The following is an 18,215-nucleotide window of genomic DNA, read 5'->3' as shown; positions in this document are numbered from 1 at the left end:
CGACGGCGACCGGCTCACCGGTTTCGCCCTCGGCTCAGGCGGCCTCGCCCGGCAGTTCCTCCTGGGCGAGCCGAGCGGCCCGCTCCTGGCGGGTCACCCTGCGGGTGTACCAGATCGCGGCGGTCGTGAGCGCGAGGCCGAGGAACAGCCCGCTGCCGGCGAACAGTGCCGAGGCGCTCGGTGAGAAGCCGAGGACCGCGACCGGCAGCTGCACGAAGGCGATCAGGCCTGCCAGGAGCCACTTGCTGCGTCCCTTGCCCCAAAGCAGGGCCGTCCATATCGGAGCGACCACGATGGCGAGGATCGCGATGTCGAGTGCCCAGTGCACCACCGGGTTCTGGACCCTGTCGTGCTGGAACGCCATCGCCGGACTCGAGACCGAGACGATCATGGCGGCGACGGTCGCCACGAATGCGAGACGACGTGTCATACGCAACCTCCTCTGCGTGGGAAGCCTTAACGCTACGTCCGGCAATCGTGTGTGTCTGTCGGGTATCCGCCACTTGGAGTTATTTTCCGAGGCCACGGCACTCGTTCCGGAGGCCGGAGCGGCGGCGTGCCGGTGCCGGGCGCATGTCGGCGCGAATTGGGGGAGGACGGCCTTGCCCCGCCGCCATACAGTGCTCGTGAATCGACAGTGGGAGGAACCTGTGGTGGGTCAGGTCGGCCAGAGCGGCGCCGAACGGGCGGGAGCCGTGCTCGCGACCGAGACCGGGCTCGACCCGGCGGCCGAACGCGAGGCCCGCGCCGCGCTCGCGGGCTGGCAGCAGTTCGCCCGCAAGTACCGGCTCGCGTTCCGCGCCGAACTCCAGTCCGAGGATCTGGGCGGCGAGACCGCGGTGGTGCTGGATGACCTTGGGCGCCTTGGATTCCCGGTCGCGCATGTGCGCGGGTGGATGCACGGCGTGTGGGGCGGCCGCCCCGCCTTCGGGTTCAGCGCGCTCGACGCGACGGCCGCGGGCTCGATCTACCAGCTGCGGTGCAATGCCGTCCGGCTGCGGCGCGCCGGACCCGACATGGTGCAGCACCGGCTCCTCGACGGCGACGCCGCGATGGCCGGGAACTGGCATCCGCGCAGGGCGCGCTACCAGGCGATCGCGCTGCCGGACCTGCCCCGCCCGCAGCCGCGCCAGCGCGGCCGCATCGGGCGGTTCACCGCCGACGCCCTGGACCGGTTCTTCCGGCCGGTGCCCCGGCAGCTCCACACCGACGACCCGGTCCGCGCGATGAAGGTCGCCGCCGCGGCGGAGGCCGCGGGCCTGGACCTGTTCCGCTGGTCGTGGGCGGCGAAGGAGGGCTGGCTCGTGACCTGGAAGAGCGACGGCACCGGCGCCGACACCCACCAGCAGCGCGCCCGCTTCATGGACTTCCTCCCGGCCCTGGCCGACTGCCTCGACCGAGCATGAGACGGCAGGGGCCGTCAGATGCTTCAGCGCCCCTTCAGGTATGCCTCGCTAGCGTCGATACCGGGGGCCGGCCGCGGCGAACGCTTGCGGCGCCGTGCAGGTGCAGGGCCCTACGGCACCGACCGCGTTCGGCGTGCACGACAGAGGCCGACCTCCCTGTCCGGGTGGTCGGCCTCGATGCCTCTTGTGGTGCCGCCTAGCCGTGGGTCTTCGTCAGCTCCGCCGCCATCACCGTGTGGCGCAGCAGGAGCGCGGTGGTCACCGGGCCGACGCCGCGTGGGACCGGGGTGAGCCTGCCGGCGACCGGGGCGACCGAGTCGTAGTCGACGTCGCCGACCAGTCCGCCGTCCTCGGTCGGGTTGGTGCCCACGTCGATCACGGTGGCGCCCGGCTTCACGAAGTCCGCGCCGATCATCCCGGCGCGGCCCACGGCCGCTACGAGCACGTCCGCCTCACGGCAGACCGCGGCGAGGTCCTTCGTGCGCGAGTGGCACACGGTCACCGTCGCCGACTCGTTCAGCAGCAGCAGCGCCGCAGGCTTGCCGACCACGGTGGACCGACCGACCACGACCGCCTTGGCGCCCTCGAGGACCAGGTCCTCGCGCTTGAGCAGCTCCAGCACCGCCGCGGCCGTCGCCGGGGCGAACGTCCGCAGCCCGGCGGCCAGGCGGCCCAGGCTCTCCGAGTTCGCGCCGTCCACGTCCTTATAAGGGCTGATGTACCCGCCGACCTGCGACAGGGTCACGCCCTCCGGCAGCGGCGTCTGGCAGATGACGGCGTGCACGGACGGGTCCGCGGAGAGCTCCTGGAGCTTCGCGGTGATCTCGTCCTTGCCGGGGTCCTTGAGGTGCTCGACCCTGCAGTCGATGCCCTCCTTCTCCGCGGCCTTGCGGATCGAGCGCACGTACCAGGCCGTGCCCTCGTCGTCCGTCGGCACCACGACCGCCAGGGTCGGCACGATGCCCTCTTCGCGCAGCCGCGCCGCGTCGGCGGCGACCGCCGCGCGGATGTCCGACGCGACCGCGCGCCCGTCGATGTCACTCATGCCCGAATCCTCTTCGCCACGATCTGCATGATCGCCTCAGCCTGCACCTTCGCCTGAAGCGCCTCGTTGAGCGTGCTCGCGAGCCGCTCCCGCTCCGCCGGGTCCTTGATCGCGACCACGTTGATGTCCACGTTCAGCGCCGCCGACTCCAGCGCCGACTTCGCCGCCGAAGCCGCCACGGCCACATCCGACAGGACGTTCGGGTTGGACCCCTCCAGGACCCGCCCCGACAGCCTGATCACCTCGGCCGACACCTTCGCGACCGCGAGCGGCACCGCCGCGGCCTCGACCAGGCCCGCCTGGATCGCCGCGGTCCGCGCCGCCTTCTCCGCATCGGAGGACTTCGGCAGCTTGTAGGCGGCCACGACGCCCGAGAACGCCTCCGCGTCGTCCTCCGCGAGCTGCAGCGCCTCCCCGCGCAGCCGCTCGGCCTCGGCCAGGGCCTCCCGCATCACCGCCTCGTGTTCGGCGAACTTCGGTTTCCCGATCGTCAGGTTGCACACCATGGACACCAGGGCGGCGGCCATGGCCGCGCTCATCCCCGCCGCCGCGCCGCCGCCGGGAGCCGGAAGCTCCGAAGCGAGGTCGGTCAGCCAGTCATCAATAGTCGTCTCGCGCACCCGGCCAGCCTAGACGCGCCCCCAAAGGTGGGATGTCCTCACCGGTCCCGGTGTGTCGCGCCGCCCGCCCGCGCCTGTGAGGGTTCACCCATTGAGACACGCAAATCATCGTGGTGCCCCCGCGCCGCCGCCACGTACGATTACCGCGTGAACCGCCAATGGCATGATCTGCGAAACCCTGGCCTCGTTCCCGTCGTCGCCGACGCGGAGGAAGCCGAGCGCTATCAGCTCGACGCCTGGCGGAACCTGCCCCGCGAGCAGGTTCCCCCCTGGGACGACTACGCCGAGGTCGAAGACGTCGCCGGGGTCCTCGCCGGCGTCCCGCCGATCGTCGCCCCCTACGAGGTCGACCACCTCCGCGAGCTCCTCGCCGAGGTCTGCGAAGGCCGCGCCTTCCTCATGCAGGGCGGCGACTGCGCCGAGACCTTCATCGACAACACCGAGCACCACGTGCTCGCGAACATGCGCACGCTCCTGCAGATGGCGGTCGTGCTCACCTACGGCGCCTCGCTGCCCGTGGTCAAGGTCGGCCGCGTCGCCGGCCAGTACTCCAAGCCGCGCTCGGCCGCGCTCGACTCGCTCGGCCTGCCCGTCTACCGCGGCGACATGTTCAACTCGCTCGAAGCGACCGAAGAGGCCCGCGTCTGCGACCCGCAGCGCATGATCCGCGCCTACGCCAACTCCGCCGCCACCATGAACATGCTCCGCGCCTACCTCCGCGGCGGCCTCGCCGACCTCATGGCCGTGCACGACTGGAACAAGGACTTCGTGCGCACCTCCCCGGCCGGCGAGCGCTACGAGGCCATCGGCCGCGAGATCGACCGCGCCGTGCGCTTCATGGCCGCCTGCGGCGTCGAGGACGAGAACCTCCACACCGCCGAGGTCTTCGCCTCCCACGAGATGCTCGCCATCGAGTACGACCGGGCGCTCACCCGCATCTTCAACGGCAAGGCCTACGCCCTGTCCGGCCACATGCTGTGGAACGGCGAGCGGACCCGCCAGATCGGCGGCGCCCACATCGACTTCCTCTCCCGCGTCGCCAACCCGGTCGGCTGCAAGATCGGCCCGGGCGCCACGCCCGAAGGCGTCGTCGAGATGTGCCAGAAGCTCAACCCGGACAACATCCCCGGGAAGCTCGTCATCATCACCCGCATGGGCCACAAGAACGTCCGCACCGTCCTGCCCCCCATCGTGGAGAAGGTCCAGGCCGCCGGGTGCAAGGTCGTCTGGCAGTGCGACCCCATGCACGGCAACACCTACGAATCCGCCTCCGGCTACAAGACCCGCGCGTTCGACCAGGTCGTCGACGAGGTCCTCGGCTTCTTCGAAGTGCACCGCCAGACCGGCACCCACCCCGGCGGCATCCACATCGAACTCACCGGCGAGGACGTCACCGAATGCGTCGGCGGCGCCCAGGAGATCCGCGACGACCAGCTCTCCGACCGCTACGAGACCGCCTGCGACCCGCGGCTCAACACGCAGCAGTCGCTCGAGCTCGCGTTCCTCGTCGCGGAGATGCTGCGCCATTAAGGCTGTTCATCAAAAAGGACGGCCCATAGAGTGAGCGGATGACCGCACACGATCTCTTCCTCCTCGGCGGAGTGTTCCCCGGCATCGCACCGGCGGCGGCACTCCGCCGAGTCGTCTCCTATGCGCGGCAAGCGGAAACAGCCGGCCTCGACGGCGTGTGGACCGCCGAGCACCACTTCATCGAGTACGGTGCGAGCCCTTCCGCGACGCTCATGGCCGCCCACCTCCTCGCCGCCACCGAGCGCCTCCAGATCGGCACCGCCGTCGCGGTCCTCTCCAACCGCCACCCGGTCGCCCTCGGGGAGGAGGCCGCCACCCTCGACGCCCTCGCCCCCGGCCGTTTCCGCCTCGGCGTCGGACGCGGCGGCCCCTGGATCGACCTCGACGTCTTCGACTCCAGCCTCGACCGGTACGAACGCGGCTTCGAAGAGAGCCTGGGACTCCTGACACGCTGGCTCTCCGGCGACGCCGAAGTCGCCCACGCCGGCGAGTTCTTCGACGTCCTGCCCGTGCGCGTCATGCCCCCCGGCACCGGACGCCCCGTCTGGGTCGCCGCCACCGGCGAAGGCACCGCCCGTCTCGCCGGACGCCACGGCCTCCCGCTCCTGCTCGGGATGCACGCCCCCGACGACGACCACGTCGCCCTCCTCAACGCCTGGCGGCACGAAGCCGAAGCCGCCGGATTCGACCCCGACGCCGCCGAGCACGTCTCCACGCACCTCGCGCAGATCGCCGACACACCCGACACGGTGGGCCGCCTGCGGTCGTCCCTCACGGAACTCCTGACCAGGGGCGTCGGCCAGTACGTGAGCCTCAAACCGGGGCGCGGCGAACGCGACCACGCCGCCTACGTCGACTGGATGATCCAACGTCACGCCGTCGGACCGGCCGACCACGTGGCCGAACGGCTCGCCGCCTCCGCCGAGAAGACCGGCGTCCGCCGCCAGCTCCTCATGGTCGAGGGCATCGGCGACCCGGAAGCGATCGGCGACAACATCGCCGCCCTCGGCGAGGCGCTCAGTACGAGCGGTACGGACCTGCCGGAGGGCTCTGCGGCGGCAGCCCCCTGAGCGGTTCGCGCCCGCGCTGGCGGAACCACTGGTTCGCCGAGCCCGTGAACAGGCAGATCAGGGTCACGAGCGGCATCGCGAGGCTGAGGAGCGTCCAGATCAGGCGCGTGCCGTCGGCGGGCGCGCCCACGTCGCTGCTCGTCTCGAAACCGGTGTAGATCCCGATGAACCCGGACACGAAGGCCAGCAGCATGACCGCGATGGTCACGATCTGCGCCCAGCGGCGGCCCGCGCCGATCTTGACCGCGAGGATGCCGAAGAGGATCACCAGCGCGATGGTCGCCGCGATGACGAGGGTGACGAGCGCTGCGAGGTTCTCGAAGCCCTGCGAAAGGTCGTCCTCGAACCCGAAGTCGCTGAAGTTCAGCGCCTCGGACCAGAACATGGCGGTCAGCCCGCTGCCCGCCCCGCAGCAGATCAGGAACGAGAACTGCAGCCAGAGCATGACCTGGGCGGCGGTGACCGTCCCGGGCTTGCGGTGCAGGAGCTCCGGGGGCAGGGGTGTGGCGGGCGGCGTGTACATGGGCGGGTCCTTCGAAGGCGGGTCACCAAGTGTAAGACCGCGTCGCTACCAGCCCGGTCCGCGTACACAGCCGTGCGACCCACGCCGTACCGGAACCAGAGGTTCGCGCTGGGCGTGAACAGCCGCACGATGGTTGCGACCTGGTGCGTGAACCACGGGAATGCCAAGAACGTCATCGCGGGTCCCCCCGAATTGGAGGCGACCGTGGCGAGCACGACCAAGGCGACGACGGCTGCGGCCCTGGTCCGCCGCAGGCCCCTTGGGGTTCAGCCGTCCGTCCGCACCGCTTCGTCGTCGCCGAACCAGTCGCGGCCTTCCCCGCCGTAGACGCATCGCAGGACGACCGCCTGGAGGATGAGGGAGGGTGCGGCGGCAATGAGGACGAACTTGATCAATTGCGGATCCAACATGGTCACGAACCCGATGGTCAAGGCGGTGAATCCGACCAGCACCGCCGTTCCGATGATGATCGTGGTCCGCGCCCGGCGGTCCGCCCGGCCGGCCCAGCGATTGGTGAAGTAGGCGTAGGTGACGATCGCCGCGAAGCCGACGACCCAGGTCCAGAGAATCACGTAATCGTCGGCGTTCCCATGTTGGCTGAGTCGCTCGGTGACCCAGGCGATCGCGCCGAGGAGCGGAAGCCCGAAGGAGCAGTTTCCGCAGATCATGACCAGCGCGACCTGTATGCCGGTAAGCGACCGTGCGGTGCTGATGGCTTTGGGCCAGGGGTGAGGGGGCACGGGCCGGACCAGGATCGGTTCTTCGACATCGGGGGTGTCCGACTGCTGGCGGTCGGGTTCAGCCGGTTCTGGTGCGGGCATCGTCGATCCTTTACGAGGGGATTAGTTGAACATGTTCAGTTGAACATGTTCAACTTATCGGATCGCGCGGCGTTCGCAAAGGGCTCGAGACCGGCCCCACATCCGGGGACCGGTCTCGAGTGCGGCGCTGATGAGGACTTGTCAGTCGTTGAGGGCGTACCTCAGGGCTTCGAAGAGCGTCTGGTCCTGGTACTCGAATCCGTTGGCCTGCAAGACGCCCGGCTTGATCCGGGCACCGCGCAGGAGTTCGATCGCGGCCTCGCCCGCGACGACCTTGACCGCCCAGCCGGGGATGATCCACGGGGTCGGGCGATGGACCGCCGCGCCCAGGGCCTTGGCGAACTCGCGGTTCGTGATCGGGGTCGGGCCGACCATGTTGACCGGGCCACGGATTGATTCGTCCTCGATGGCGGTGACCGCCGCGCCGACCCAGTCGCGCAATGAGATCCAGGGCATGTACTGGCGTCCGCTGCCGAACCGCCCGCCCAGGAAGCACTTCCATGCCGGTACGAACCGGTCGAGCAGGACGCTCCCCGGGCCGAGCACGTGGCCGGTCCGCAGTCTGACCACCCGCGCGCCCGACTCCTCCGCCGCGGCCGCCGCCGACTCCCACTTCAGGCAGAGCCGCCCGAGGAAGTCGGCCGCCGCCGGGGTCGATTCGTCCACTTCGACGTCGGCGCGGTCGCCGTACCAGCCGGCCGCGGAGGCGTTCACCATCACCGGAACCTTCGCGGCGGCCACCGCATCGGCGAGGACCGTGGTCGGGACGACCCGGCTGGTCTCGATGCGCTTCTTGTACGCGGCGTTCCAGCGCCTGCCGCCCACGCTGGTCCCGCACAGGTTGACGACCGCGTCGACCCCGTCGAGGATCTGCGGGTCCAGCGGCCCTTGGTACGGGTCCCAGACGATCTCGTTCTCCTCGTCGGGGCGGTGGCGCACCAGCCGCACGAGGTCGTGGCCTTCGCCCAGGCCTTCAAGGGCATCCATCAGGGGCTTGCCGAGATAGCCGCTCGACCCGGCGATGACGATCCGCATACCGACAGCCTATGGCCTCGGCTCGCGGTACCACTCTTGAACCTGGGTGCGGAGGTTCGGGGCCTGCAGTTCGGCGTTCTGCTGGATCGCCGCGAGGGACTGCGCGGCGAGTGCGCGCCGCCATTCGAGTTCGGCACCGCGCATGGCGGTGTCGATCGCGCAGGGGGCGCGGAACGCCGAGGCGGGCTCGTCGCCCCAGACGCCGTGCTGCCGGATCTCGGCGCACTGGAACGCCTCGGCGGGCCCTTCGATGGCGGTCAGGACGTCCATGAGCGTGATGTCCTTGAGGCCCTTGGCAAGGCGGAAGCCGCCCTTCTTGCCCGCGGTGGAGGTGAGGATGCCGGCCTTGACGAGCGGTTGGAGCTGCTTGTTGAGGTAGGCGGGGGGCAGGCCGTACCCGGCGGCGAGCCGGGCGGTCGAGACGGGCGCGTCGACGCCCATCCAGTCCAGGAGCAGGCAGCAGTGCGCGGCCCATTCGACGCCTTCGCTGATCTTCATAACCTCGATCTTAGCTGTCCTGGTTTGCGAGCGACCCAGCCGACTTGTTCCGTCTCTGGGCATGAGGTTCGGCACGCACCCCTCCCTTGCGCAGCCTTATCTAGACATGTAATATCTAGATATGAGTTCCGGCGAGGGCCGGAACGACCACCAGAGGAGAACCCCATGAGCACCACCGTTCCCGCCCCCGTCATCGCCCGCGCCGCCACCGCCGAGCGCCTCGCCCACGCCCAGCAGTCGGTCATGACCCTGCTGGCCGACTCCTCGCAGACCGGCGGGGCCCTCTCGGTCCACCGCTCGACCTTCCCCAACGGCGGCGACGGCGCGCCCTCGCACTTCCACACCGGCACGAGCGAATCGCTGTTCGTCATCTCGGGCAGACTGCAGGTCCTCACCGGCGACGAGGTCATCGTCCTGGAGGCCGGGGACTTCATCACGATCCCCGCGGGCCTGCCCCACGCCTTCGGCGCCGCCGCCGGGCACGACGCCGACGTCCTCGCCGTGTTCACGCCGGCCGCCGACCGGTTCGACTACTACCGGCTGCTCGAACGCGTCGTCGCCGGCGAGGCCGACCCGAAGGAGATCCCGGCGTCCGGGGAGCGCTTCGACAACCACTACGTGGCGAGCGAGGCCTGGCAGCAGGCCCGCTCGGGGGAGTAGGACGCAAGAACGGCCGCAACATACTGGTGTTGCGGCCGTTGCCGTTCGGGTCTAGAGGCCGAGCTTGGCGAGGTTGAGGCGGCCGAGGCGCCCGCGCCACGGCACGCCGGCCTCGATCCCGGCCATGATCGAGCGCTGCAGGGTGTTGTCCTGCGGCAGCTCCTCGACCGGCGTGTTCTCGGTGCGCGCGAAGACGAAGCGCCACAGGTCGGTCCGGTTGCCCGCCACCCCGACGGCCGCTTCGATGTCGAAGAGCGCGGCGAAGCCGGTGATGTTCGAGCGCTCGGGCAGCCAGTCGCGCAGCTGCGGGTCGAGCAGCCAGGACTCGCACTTGAACACGAGGTCCTCGGGCCCGTCGAAGCGCTCGGGGAAGACGACCGGGAAGAACTCCAGCGCCCATTCGACCGAGTCGCTCACGGCGTCGAGCGTGAGCGGGCCGCCTTCGCCGCGGATGTGCATGCCCACGAACGGGTTCGCGTCGTCGCCCTCGACGCAGAACTGGAGCCGCCCGAGCTGGTAGAGCGCCCCGCGCAGGTGGCCGGTGAACCAGTGCGCGACGTCGAGTCCGGCCCTGCCGTAGATCCGGCGGTTGAGCCGCAGCTTCTCGCCCACGTCGAGCAGGAGCCGGCGCGAGAGCTCCTCGTCGACGCGGTGCTCGCGGTGGTAGGCGAGCATGTCGGGGATGGCCGCGAGCAGCGGGTACACGCCGAGCAGCGGGTGCGCCTCCGAGGGCTTCGGCCAGGTCAGCCATTTGCGACCGCCCATGTCGGCGACGATCGACTGGTAGAGCCGGTCGGCGGTCTCGCGCGCGCCGGGGTCGAGCGCGCCGAGGGCCTTCGCGGCGTCGTCGGCGTCCTCGGCCTCGGCTCCGCACCAGTCCAGGAGGAGGTCGCGGACGTCGGCGGCGTCGGGTTCGGGGTACGCCTTCACGGCGCCGGGCAGCGGCAGGTCCTGAGTCACCGGCCTATGTCACCACGCCCGGCCCCCCGGCGGCAACATCGGGTCGGTCACCCTAGTCTGGCCTTGTGCGACGGTTGCTGACGCCTCCCTGGATCGTCCTCCACTTCTTCGCGGTGGTGTTGACGGTCGCCTTCGGGCTGCTCGGCTGGTGGCAGCTCTCCCGCGCGCAGGGCGGCAACGCCATCAGCTGGGGCTACGCCTTCGAATGGCCGCTGTTCGCGCTCTTCACGCTCGCGCTGTGGATCCGGCAGATGCGCCTGGAACTGCGCAAGGACCGCCCCGTGGCGACGCGGCGCGGGAAGCCCGAGCCGCCGCCGATGACCTCGCCGTTCGAAGCCGCCATCGTCGCGGCCCGCCGCGACGAGCACGAGCCGCGCGCGGCCGCCGTCGAACCGTCACTTGACCAGAGAGCTCAGGGGAGCCACGCATGAACGCCGCTCTGAAACGCTTCCGGATCGTCGCCTGGATCGTGGGCACGTTCCTGATCCTGCTCATGTTCGTGGCGATGCCGCTCAAGTACCTCGCGCACGACGACACGATGGTCTCGGTCATCAGCCCGATCCACGGCCTCTGCTACATGGTCTACCTGGTGCTGGCCTTCCACCTCGCCCAGCAGGCGGGTTGGAAGTTCTGGCCGCAGACGGTGGGCCTCATGCTCGGCGGCACCGTGCCGATCGCCTCGTTCTTCGTGGAGCGCTGGGCGCACCGCCGCATCCTCGAGGAGCACCCGCAGGCCGCCGACCCGAAGGTCCGCACCGAAGAAGCCGTCTGAACCGAGCTGCGGAAAAGCCCGGCGAGCCGAAGCTCGCCGGGCTTTTCCCTTGCCTCACGACTGCAGTGCCGAGCCCGACTTGAACGTGTCCCAGTCGAGGGTCCAGGCGGTGAAGCCGTCGCCCTGCGGCACTTCGAGTCCGGTGTTCTTCACGATCACCGGGTCGCCCCAGCGCACGAAGTTGTAGACCCACTCGCCCATCTCGTCGGAGACGTTGAGGCAGCCGTGGGAGCCGTTGGCGACGCCGAGCCGGTCGGCGGCCCAAGGGGCGCCGTGGATGAACTGGCCGGAGAAGGTCAGGCGCATCGCCCACTTGACCGGGGTCTCGTAGTCGTACACCTCGGAGACGAAGGTCGACTCCTCCTCGCGGCTCATGATGGTCATGGTGCCGGAGAAGGAGCGCGCGTCGTGGCCGTCGATGGGCGTGTCCGAGCCGAGTGAGATCGGGATGGTCTGCACGATCGAGCCGTCGCGGTAGGCCTTCATCTGCTTGGTGTCGTTGTCCGCTTCCAGGTACCGCGACTCGGCGTCGATGTTGAAGGCGGTCTCGGCGTCGAACTCGCCGTAGCGGCCCTCGCCGATGTCGAGGCCGCCGATGGCGAGCCGCACGGAGACGGCGGTGTTCGGCTGCCAGTACTCCTTCGGCCGGTACTCCAGGGCCCGCCCGGTGATCCAGTGCCAGGAGCCTTCCTGCGCCGGCTCGGAGGTGACGAAGAGGCGCCGCTCGACCGAGGCCCGCAGGTCTTCGGGGACCTCGTGGTCGGTGAAGCGGAACGCGAGGATCGCGCCCATGCCGACCGTGGAGTCCTCGCCGGGCAGGTAGTTCTCGATGCCGACCCGGTCGCCGGGGGAGGCGATCGTGGTGAACGTCGAGGTCGCGGTGGCGGTGAGGCCCGCCGCGTCGTCGGCGGTGACCGTGGCGGTGTAGCTCGTCTCCCATGAGAGCGGGCTGGCGGGGACCCAGGTGGTCCCGTCGGGGTGCATGGCCCCTTCGACCGCGGTGCCTTCGGCGTCGGTGAGCGTGAACTCCTTGAACTCGCCGGCTTCGACGGTCCAGGAGACCTCGGTCGCGGCGGTGGCGTCGGCGGCGCCGTCAGCGGGTGTGATCTGCACTTTCGCGGCACTCTGCGGCGGTTCGGAGGACGCGTCGTCGCCCTCGCCGATCGTGCCCGAATCCTTCTTCGTGCAGGCCGCCGCGAGGCCGACGACGGCGAGGCCTCCGGCCGCGAGTGCGCCGCGGCGGGAGAGGGAGGACGGTCCGAAACTCATGGAACCACGGTACACAGCGGCGGCGACACGTCGTCTACTTCGCACCTGTGACCTATTCGGCCCCAGGTCATGGCAACCGGCGCGCCGATCAGCGAATGCTCAGGTGCACGTGGTTCGTGTGGTCGGTGTTCGGGTCGCCGTACGCGCCGGAGTAGGACTTCCAGCCGCTCGAGGGCATCCAGATCTGGCGGTACCAGATCACGTACTGCACGCCGAGCGCGTCGGCGTTCTCGACGAACCAGGCCGCGAGGTTCTGCCCGTACTCGAAGTCCTCGCCCTGGGCGTCGCCGCGGAAGCCGTCGGGCTCGGAGGAGAAGTCGCAGGCGCGGCCTTTGCCGTGCTCGCCGAAGGAGGACGGCCGGTAGCACGCCACGTACCGGGTGAACCCGACGATCTGGGCCTGCGACAGGGCGTGGAGCGTGCGCGGGCTCAGGCAGCCGTCCGTGGTCGGGTCGTCCTCGGAGCAGCCCTCGCCGGGCAGCGTCCCGTCGGAGTTGCGCGGGGCGGGTTCGGCGGGGGGCGCGTCCGAGGCGCTCGGCCCGACGGCGTCGTCGCCGCCGGAGGCCGCGAGTTCCAGTGCGGCCTCGTCGCGGGCCGCCTCCATCTCCTCGGCGGTGTCCTCCTGCTCCTCGATGTTGGCGGCGAGCGTCTCGCGGGTGGCCTCGATCTCTTGGAGGCGGGTCACCAGTTCGTTGAACCGGTCGGCGCGGGACTCGCCGAGGAACTGCAGCAGTTCCATTGCGGCGACGGCGTTCTGCGGATCGCCCGAGGCCATGAGCGCGGCGGTGGACTGGATCTCGGAGGTCATCGACGCCGTGTACGCGTACTCGTCCAGCTCGGCCTGGAGCGCCACCGACTCGGCCTCGGAGTCCTCGAGCTCCTGCTCGAGGTCCTCCTGCTGCTGCTTGAGCGCGTTGAGCTCGTCTTGCGCGTCGAGGTAGGCGGCGATGGCCGCGCTGAGCGCGTCCGAGGCGCCCTCCTCTTCCTGCGCGGAGGACTGCGAGGCGGGCGCGACCAGGAAGACCACGCCGGCGAGCGCCACGATGGGGAGCGAGAGCACGCGCTTGGCGTCGCTGAGGAGGGATCGCGGGCCGCGGGCGCGCGCGGGGGAGGCGTTCAAGGCTTGAGGGTCCTTCGGTTGCTCGGAGCCGATTGGACTGGATGGTCGGCGTACAGCCTAGAACGGGAGCATTCCTCTCATGCACCGGGTCTTTGCGCATAACCACTGGTAGTCGCAGAACTACCGGGTTTCGGCCCCGGCTATGGCGTGGCTAACTCACGAGCCGTTCATCTTCGTTCCGGCTGATAGGATTGTTCGAATTCGAACCAGCCGCGAGGGCCGGTGCCGAAGCCGAGGAAGGAGGGCCGCCGATGAGCGCGGGAGACTTCGAGAGCCGCTGGCTCGCCCCTGACGTGAACGCCGTGTGGACCCGCTTCCTCCACGTCACCCACCGCCTCGAGCACCACATCGACCGGCGGCTCCAGGAGCAGCACGGCATCACCCACACCCAGTACGAGATCCTGGTGCGCCTGGCCGACAGCGACGGGCGCGCGATGCGCATGAGCGAGCTCGCCGACCGCATCGTGACCGCCAAGAGCGCCGTCACCTACCAGGTCAACAAGCTCTCCGAGATGGGCCTGGTCGAGCGCCGCAAGTGCGGGCGCGACAACCGCGGCATCTGGGTGCAGCTGACCGACGCGGGCGCCGAGCGGCTGGAGCACGCCGCCCCCTGCATCCTCACGCTGGTGCGGGAGCTGTTCCTCGACTCGCTCAACTGCGACCAGGCCGCCGAGCTCGACAAGCTCCTCGGCACGTGGTCGGACAACCTCGACGACCACGACCGCAACCCCGTCGGCCACCCCGACCACCGGGGCCCGGAGCACGCGTAACCGCTTTCGGTGCGCCCCGCCGGTGTAAGGCTCGCAGACGGTGCGTGCCGGTGTAGGGTCAGGCCGTGCCGAGCTTTCCGCGTCCTGAGACGACCGTTCCCTACCGAATCGACGGCCTGGCCGACCTCCTCCCCGAAGCCGGGCGACTGGGCTTCGACATCACCGGTGTGAGTCTCGCCGCCGGTGCCGTGGAGCCCGGCGACCTCTTCGCGGCCCTGCCCGGCGCCAACCGCCACGGCGCCGAATTCTGCGCCCAGGCCGCCGAGCGCGGCGCGGTGGCCGTCCTCACCGACGAACGCGGCGCGACCCTCGCCGCCGGCGTGCTCCCGGTCCTCGTCGCCGCCGACCCCCGCATCCTCACCGGCGAGATCGCCGCCCGCGTCTGGGGCCGCCCCTCCGAGCGCCTCAACCTCCTCGGCATCACCGGCACCAACGGCAAGACCTCCACCGCCTACCTCGTGGAGGCCGGACTCGCCCACGCCGGGCGCACCACCGGCATCATCGGCACGGTCGAGACCCGCATCGCGGGCGAGCGCATCGAATCCGCCCGCACCACCCCCGAAGCCCCCGAACTCCAGGCCCTCCTCGCCGTCGCCCTCGAGAAGGGCGTCACCGACGTGGTCATGGAGGTCTCCAGCCACGCCCTCGTGCTCGGCCGCGTCGAAGGCTGCCGCTTCCGCGCCGCCGGGTTCACCATGTTCGGCACCGACCACCTCGACTTCCACGCCGACCTCGACGACTACTTCGAGGCCAAGGCCCGCCTCTTCGACGGCCGCGCCGCGATCGAGATCCTCAACGACGACGACAAGCGCGTCGCGACCCTCGCCAACGACGAGAACCTCGTCTTCTCCCTCACCGACTCCAGTGCCGACTACTACGCCTCCGACATCACCACCGACGGCTTCACGCAGCGATTCCACCTCGAGAGCCCGCACGGCGAAGGCGACGGCCTGGTCAACATGCCCGGCCGCCACAACGTCGCCAACGCCGCGCTCGCCGTCGCCCTCCTCGAAGCCGCCGGCGTCGACACCGCGACGGCCCTCGCCGGGGTCGCCTCCTGCACCGGCGTGCCCGGCCGCATGGAACTGGTCTCCGGCGACGCCCCGGTCCGCGGCGTCGTCGACTACGCCCACAAGCCCGAGGCCATCACCGCCGTCCTCGAAGCGCTCCGCGACTCCACCCCCGGCAAGGTCATCGCCGTCCTCGGCGCCGGCGGCGACCGCGACCGCTCCAAGCGCCCCCTCATGGGCGCGGCCGCCGCTCGCGCCGCCGACCTGGTCATCGTCACCGACGACAACCCCCGTACCGAGGACCCGGCGCGCATCCGCGACGAGGTGGCAGCCGCCGTGCAGGGCACGCCCTGCCGTAATATTCCGGGGCGGGAAACCGCCGTCCACGCGGCCGTCGCGCTCGCCGCGCCCGGTGACACCATCGCCCTCCTCGGCAAAGGCCACGAGACCGTCACCGAGACCGCCGACGGCCTCGTCGCCGGCGACGACCGGGAACTCCTGGCGCGTGCGATACGCGATGCCGCCAGGGTGAAACCGGCGCACGACGTTGAAGCGTGATAGTCCCGAACACCGCACGCACTCACAACAGGAGGAGACCGCCGCGTGATCCCCATGAGCCTGGCCCAGGTCGCCGCCGTCATGGACGGCAAGCTCAGCGAGACCGCCGATCCTGACGCGGTCGTCACCGGCGGCGTCGAGTTCGACTCCCGCAAGGCCGGGCCCGGCGGACTGTTCCTGGCGATCCCCGGCGACAAGGTCGACGGCCACGACTTCGCCGCGAAAGCCGCCGCCCAGGGCGCGCTGGCGACCATCGCGACCCGCCCGATCGAGACGCCCGCGATCTACGTGGACAACGGGATCGACGCCCTCACGAAGCTCGCCAAACACGTCGCCGCCGCCTCCAAGGCGCGGATCATCGGCGTCACCGGCTCCAACGGCAAGACCTCCACGAAGGACCTGATCGGCCAGCTCTGCGCCGACCTCGGCCCCACCGTGGCCACCGAAGGCAACTTCAACAACGAACTCGGGCACCCGTACACGGTCTGCCGCGTCGAACCCGAGACCGAGTACCTCGTGCTCGAACTCGCCGCCCGCGGCCTCGGCCACATCACCCAGCTGTGCGAGATCGCCCCGCCCACGATCGGCGTCGTGCTCAACGTCGGCATCTCCCACCTCGACGGCTTCGGCGACATCGAGACCACCGCGAAGGCCAAGAGCGAACTGCCGCAGTTCCTCGGCCTCGACGACACCCTCTTCGTGAACGCCGACGACCCCCGCGTCGCCCGCATGGCAGACCTGTCCCGCGCCACCGCCTGGCGCTTCGGCCTCCACAACGGCCCGGACATCCGCGCCCTCGACATCGACCCCGGCGACGGCCGCCACGCCTTCACCCTCGTCACGCCCGACGGCGAGGCCCGCGTCCAACTGGGCCTGTGGGGCGACCACCACGTCTACAACGCGCTGGCAGCCGCCGGCGTCCTCTGGAAGCTCGGCCAGACCACCGAGAAGATCGCCGAGGGCCTGTCCCGCGCCGGTCGGCTCTCCGAGCGCCGCATGGACGTCTTCACCCGACCCGACGGCACCACCGTCATCGACGACTCCTACAACGCCAACCCCGCCTCGATGGGCGCGGCCGTCCGCACCCTCGGGCAGCTCCCCACCGAGGGCCGCCGCATCGCGGTCCTCGGACTCATGGCCGACCTCGAAGAGCAGAGCGAGACCTGCCACCACCGCCTCGGCGAGCAGGCCCGCGATGCAGGGCTCGACGAGGTCATCGCCATCGGTGCAGGCACCGAACCCATCGTCGACGGTGCCGACGGCGTCACCGCGACCCACGTACCCGATCAAGCCGCAGCCATCGCGCTGCTGCGCAGCCGGCTGCGCCCCGGCGACGCCGTCCTGGTGAAAGGCTCCCGATACCGGACCTGGGACGTCGCCGACCACTTGCGCGCCAAGGAGGACACAGACCAGTGAGAGCCGTAATCGTCGCCGCGTTCGTGGCGTTCGCGCTCACCATGGCGCTCACGCCGCTCGCGGCGAAGCTCTTCCGCCGCTTGAAGGCGGGGCAGCCCATCCGCACCGACGGCCCCCAGACCCACCTCGCCAAGGCCGGCACCCCCACCATGGGCGGCGTCGTCTTCATCTTCACCACGGTGCTCGCGTACGTCGCCGGCCACCTCGTCCTCATGGCCCTCCCGGAAGAGGTCGACGGACTCGTCCTCACCCGCCCCACCGGCTTCACCGCCACCGGCATCGTCCTCATCGGACTCTTCGTCACCTGCGGCTTCGTCGGCTTCATCGACGACTGGCTCAAGATCCGCCGCAAGCACTCCGGCGGCATCTCCGGCCGCGCGAAGGTCCTCGGCCTCACCATCGCCGCCACGGTCTTCGGCATCCTCGCCGTCTACTACACCGGTTCCATCGACTCCGGGAAGATCTCCGAGACCGTCGCCACCCCGTACCTCTCCTTCACCCAGGACCTCCAGGAGATCCCCCTGACGAAGATCGGCATGGTCATCCTGATCGTGCTCCTCGTCAACGCCACCGCCAACGGCGTCAACCTCACCGACGGCCTCGACGGCCTCGCCACCGGCGCCTCCATGATGACGTTCGTCGCCTTCGTGATCATCGGCTTCTGGGAGTACCGCCACTGGTGCGGCGGCCCCCAGCCCGCCGACAACCTCTGCTACGACGTGCGCGACCCCCTCGAGATCGCCCTCATCGCCGGCGCCGCCGCCGGCGCCATGTTCGGCTTCCTGTGGTGGAACACCTCGCCCGCCCAGATCTTCATGGGCGACTCCGGCTCCCTCAGCCTCGGCGCTCTCATCGCCGGACTCGCCTTCGCCTCCAAGACGATCCTGCTCCTGCCGATCCTCGGCGCCCTCTTCGTCATCACCACCGCCAGCGTCATGATCCAGGTGACCAGCTTCAAACTCACCGGCAGACGCGTCTTCAGGATGTCGCCGATCCAGCACCACTTCGAACTCGGCGAGAACCGCTGGTCCGAAGTGACCATCGTGGTCCGCTTCTGGATCATCGCCGGCATCTGCACCGCCCTCGCCCTCGGCTTCTTCTTCGCCGACTTCCTGCGGATCGCGGGGTAGCA

General features: G+C 70.2%; 20 protein-coding genes. 10 read left to right on the top strand and 10 right to left on the bottom strand.

All coding sequences use genetic code 11. The annotated features are described in order from the left end of the window. Positions 1-34: 34 nt before the first annotated feature. Positions 35-430: a hypothetical protein gene (locus tag QWI33_RS02240; RefSeq protein ID WP_289954430.1), complete on the bottom strand. Its 396-nt coding sequence runs from the start codon at positions 428-430 to the stop codon at positions 35-37. 223 nt (positions 431-653) lie between these two features. On the opposite strand from QWI33_RS02240, the gene QWI33_RS02235 reads away from it, so the two are divergent. Beyond that, entirely contained in the window at positions 654-1,406 is a 753-nt protein-coding gene (locus QWI33_RS02235; protein ID WP_289954426.1) for a hypothetical protein, read from the top strand. Between the two features lie 196 nt (positions 1,407-1,602). On the opposite strand, the gene QWI33_RS02230 is transcribed toward QWI33_RS02235, so the two are convergent. Beyond that, on the bottom strand, positions 1,603-2,451 hold the full coding sequence (locus QWI33_RS02230; protein ID WP_289954424.1) for a bifunctional 5,10-methylenetetrahydrofolate dehydrogenase/5,10-methenyltetrahydrofolate cyclohydrolase: 849 nt from the start codon (positions 2,449-2,451) through the stop codon (positions 1,603-1,605). Further along, the gene (locus tag QWI33_RS02225; RefSeq protein ID WP_289954422.1) at positions 2,448-3,071 is read right to left on the bottom strand and encodes a cyclodeaminase/cyclohydrolase family protein; all 624 of its coding nucleotides are present in this window, start codon (positions 3,069-3,071) and stop codon (positions 2,448-2,450) included. Before QWI33_RS02225 ends, QWI33_RS02230 begins: the two co-directional genes overlap by 4 nt. A gap of 168 nt (positions 3,072-3,239) precedes the next feature. Here QWI33_RS02225 and QWI33_RS02220 point away from each other — a divergent pair, with 168 nt between their 5' ends. Continuing rightward, positions 3,240-4,601 carry a class II 3-deoxy-7-phosphoheptulonate synthase gene (locus tag QWI33_RS02220; protein ID WP_353895378.1) on the top strand — a complete coding sequence of 454 codons (1,362 nt, stop codon included), beginning with the start codon at positions 3,240-3,242 and terminating at the stop codon, positions 4,599-4,601. 38 nt (positions 4,602-4,639) lie between these two features. Next, a complete protein-coding gene (locus tag QWI33_RS02215) occupies positions 4,640-5,671 on the top strand; it encodes an LLM class flavin-dependent oxidoreductase (protein ID WP_289954419.1) in 1,032 nt (343 codons plus the stop codon). On the opposite strand, the gene QWI33_RS02210 is transcribed toward QWI33_RS02215, so the two are convergent. The 4 genes from QWI33_RS02210 to QWI33_RS02195 form a co-directional block, all read right to left on the bottom strand. Then, on the bottom strand, positions 5,619-6,194 hold the full coding sequence (locus tag QWI33_RS02210; protein ID WP_289954417.1) for a hypothetical protein: 576 nt from the start codon (positions 6,192-6,194) through the stop codon (positions 5,619-5,621). The two genes, QWI33_RS02215 and QWI33_RS02210, sit on opposite strands and share 53 nt — an antisense overlap. 266 nt (positions 6,195-6,460) lie before the next feature. Then, on the bottom strand, positions 6,461-7,015 hold the full coding sequence (locus QWI33_RS02205; RefSeq protein ID WP_289954416.1) for a hypothetical protein: 555 nt from the start codon (positions 7,013-7,015) through the stop codon (positions 6,461-6,463). Between the two features lie 141 nt (positions 7,016-7,156). Next, the gene (locus QWI33_RS02200; RefSeq protein ID WP_289954414.1) at positions 7,157-8,050 is read right to left on the bottom strand and encodes a TIGR01777 family oxidoreductase; all 894 of its coding nucleotides are present in this window, start codon (positions 8,048-8,050) and stop codon (positions 7,157-7,159) included. 9 nt (positions 8,051-8,059) lie between these two features. Continuing rightward, positions 8,060-8,548, bottom strand: coding sequence for an RrF2 family transcriptional regulator (locus QWI33_RS02195; protein ID WP_289954413.1), 489 nt, complete (start codon positions 8,546-8,548; stop codon positions 8,060-8,062). Positions 8,549-8,713: 165 nt separating this feature from the next. Between QWI33_RS02195 and QWI33_RS02190 the strand changes: the two genes are divergently transcribed. Further along, positions 8,714-9,208 (top strand): cupin domain-containing protein, encoded by a 495-nt coding sequence (locus tag QWI33_RS02190; RefSeq protein WP_289954411.1) that lies wholly within the window; start codon positions 8,714-8,716, stop codon positions 9,206-9,208. A 51-nt stretch (positions 9,209-9,259) separates the two neighbouring features. Here the strand turns inward: QWI33_RS02190 and QWI33_RS02185 are convergent, their stop codons facing one another. Next, positions 9,260-10,168, bottom strand: coding sequence for an acyltransferase domain-containing protein (locus QWI33_RS02185; RefSeq protein ID WP_289954409.1), 909 nt, complete (start codon positions 10,166-10,168; stop codon positions 9,260-9,262). Positions 10,169-10,233: 65 nt separating this feature from the next. On the opposite strand from QWI33_RS02185, the gene QWI33_RS02180 reads away from it, so the two are divergent. Further along, a complete protein-coding gene (locus QWI33_RS02180; protein WP_289954408.1) occupies positions 10,234-10,599 on the top strand; it encodes a hypothetical protein in 366 nt (121 codons plus the stop codon). Continuing rightward, positions 10,596-10,940 (top strand): DUF3817 domain-containing protein, encoded by a 345-nt coding sequence (locus tag QWI33_RS02175; RefSeq protein ID WP_289954407.1) that lies wholly within the window; start codon positions 10,596-10,598, stop codon positions 10,938-10,940. The genes QWI33_RS02180 and QWI33_RS02175 overlap by 4 nt, the downstream gene beginning before the upstream one ends. Positions 10,941-10,994: 54 nt before the next feature. Here the strand turns inward: QWI33_RS02175 and QWI33_RS02170 are convergent, their stop codons facing one another. Both QWI33_RS02170 and QWI33_RS02165 read right to left on the bottom strand, forming a co-directional pair. After that, positions 10,995-12,209, bottom strand: a complete 1,215-nt coding sequence (locus QWI33_RS02170; RefSeq protein ID WP_289954405.1) for a L,D-transpeptidase — start codon at positions 12,207-12,209, stop codon at positions 10,995-10,997. A gap of 88 nt (positions 12,210-12,297) precedes the next feature. Beyond that, a complete protein-coding gene (locus tag QWI33_RS02165) occupies positions 12,298-13,329 on the bottom strand; it encodes a VldE C-terminal domain-containing protein (protein ID WP_289954403.1) in 1,032 nt (343 codons plus the stop codon). 251 nt (positions 13,330-13,580) lie between these two features. Here QWI33_RS02165 and QWI33_RS02160 point away from each other — a divergent pair, with 251 nt between their 5' ends. The 4 genes from QWI33_RS02160 to mraY all read left to right on the top strand — a co-directional run bounded on the left by QWI33_RS02160 (position 13,581) and on the right by mraY (position 18,213). Further along, entirely contained in the window at positions 13,581-14,099 is a 519-nt protein-coding gene (locus tag QWI33_RS02160; RefSeq protein ID WP_289954402.1) for a MarR family winged helix-turn-helix transcriptional regulator, read from the top strand. Positions 14,100-14,164: 65 nt separating this feature from the next. Then, positions 14,165-15,667, top strand: a complete 1,503-nt coding sequence (locus QWI33_RS02155) for a UDP-N-acetylmuramoyl-L-alanyl-D-glutamate--2,6-diaminopimelate ligase (RefSeq protein ID WP_289954400.1) — start codon at positions 14,165-14,167, stop codon at positions 15,665-15,667. Positions 15,668-15,712: 45 nt separating this feature from the next. After that, entirely contained in the window at positions 15,713-17,083 is a 1,371-nt protein-coding gene (locus tag QWI33_RS02150; protein ID WP_353895341.1) for a UDP-N-acetylmuramoyl-tripeptide--D-alanyl-D-alanine ligase, read from the top strand. Next, positions 17,080-18,213, top strand: a complete 1,134-nt coding sequence (mraY, locus tag QWI33_RS02145; RefSeq protein WP_289954398.1) for a phospho-N-acetylmuramoyl-pentapeptide-transferase — start codon at positions 17,080-17,082, stop codon at positions 18,211-18,213. Before QWI33_RS02150 ends, mraY begins: the two co-directional genes overlap by 4 nt. Positions 18,214-18,215: the final 2 nt, after the last annotated feature.

The organism is Glycomyces tritici (assembly GCF_030403505.1).
Note: the sequence above shows the minus strand (reverse complement) of the source record. Positions and strands in the feature narration are given on the sequence as shown.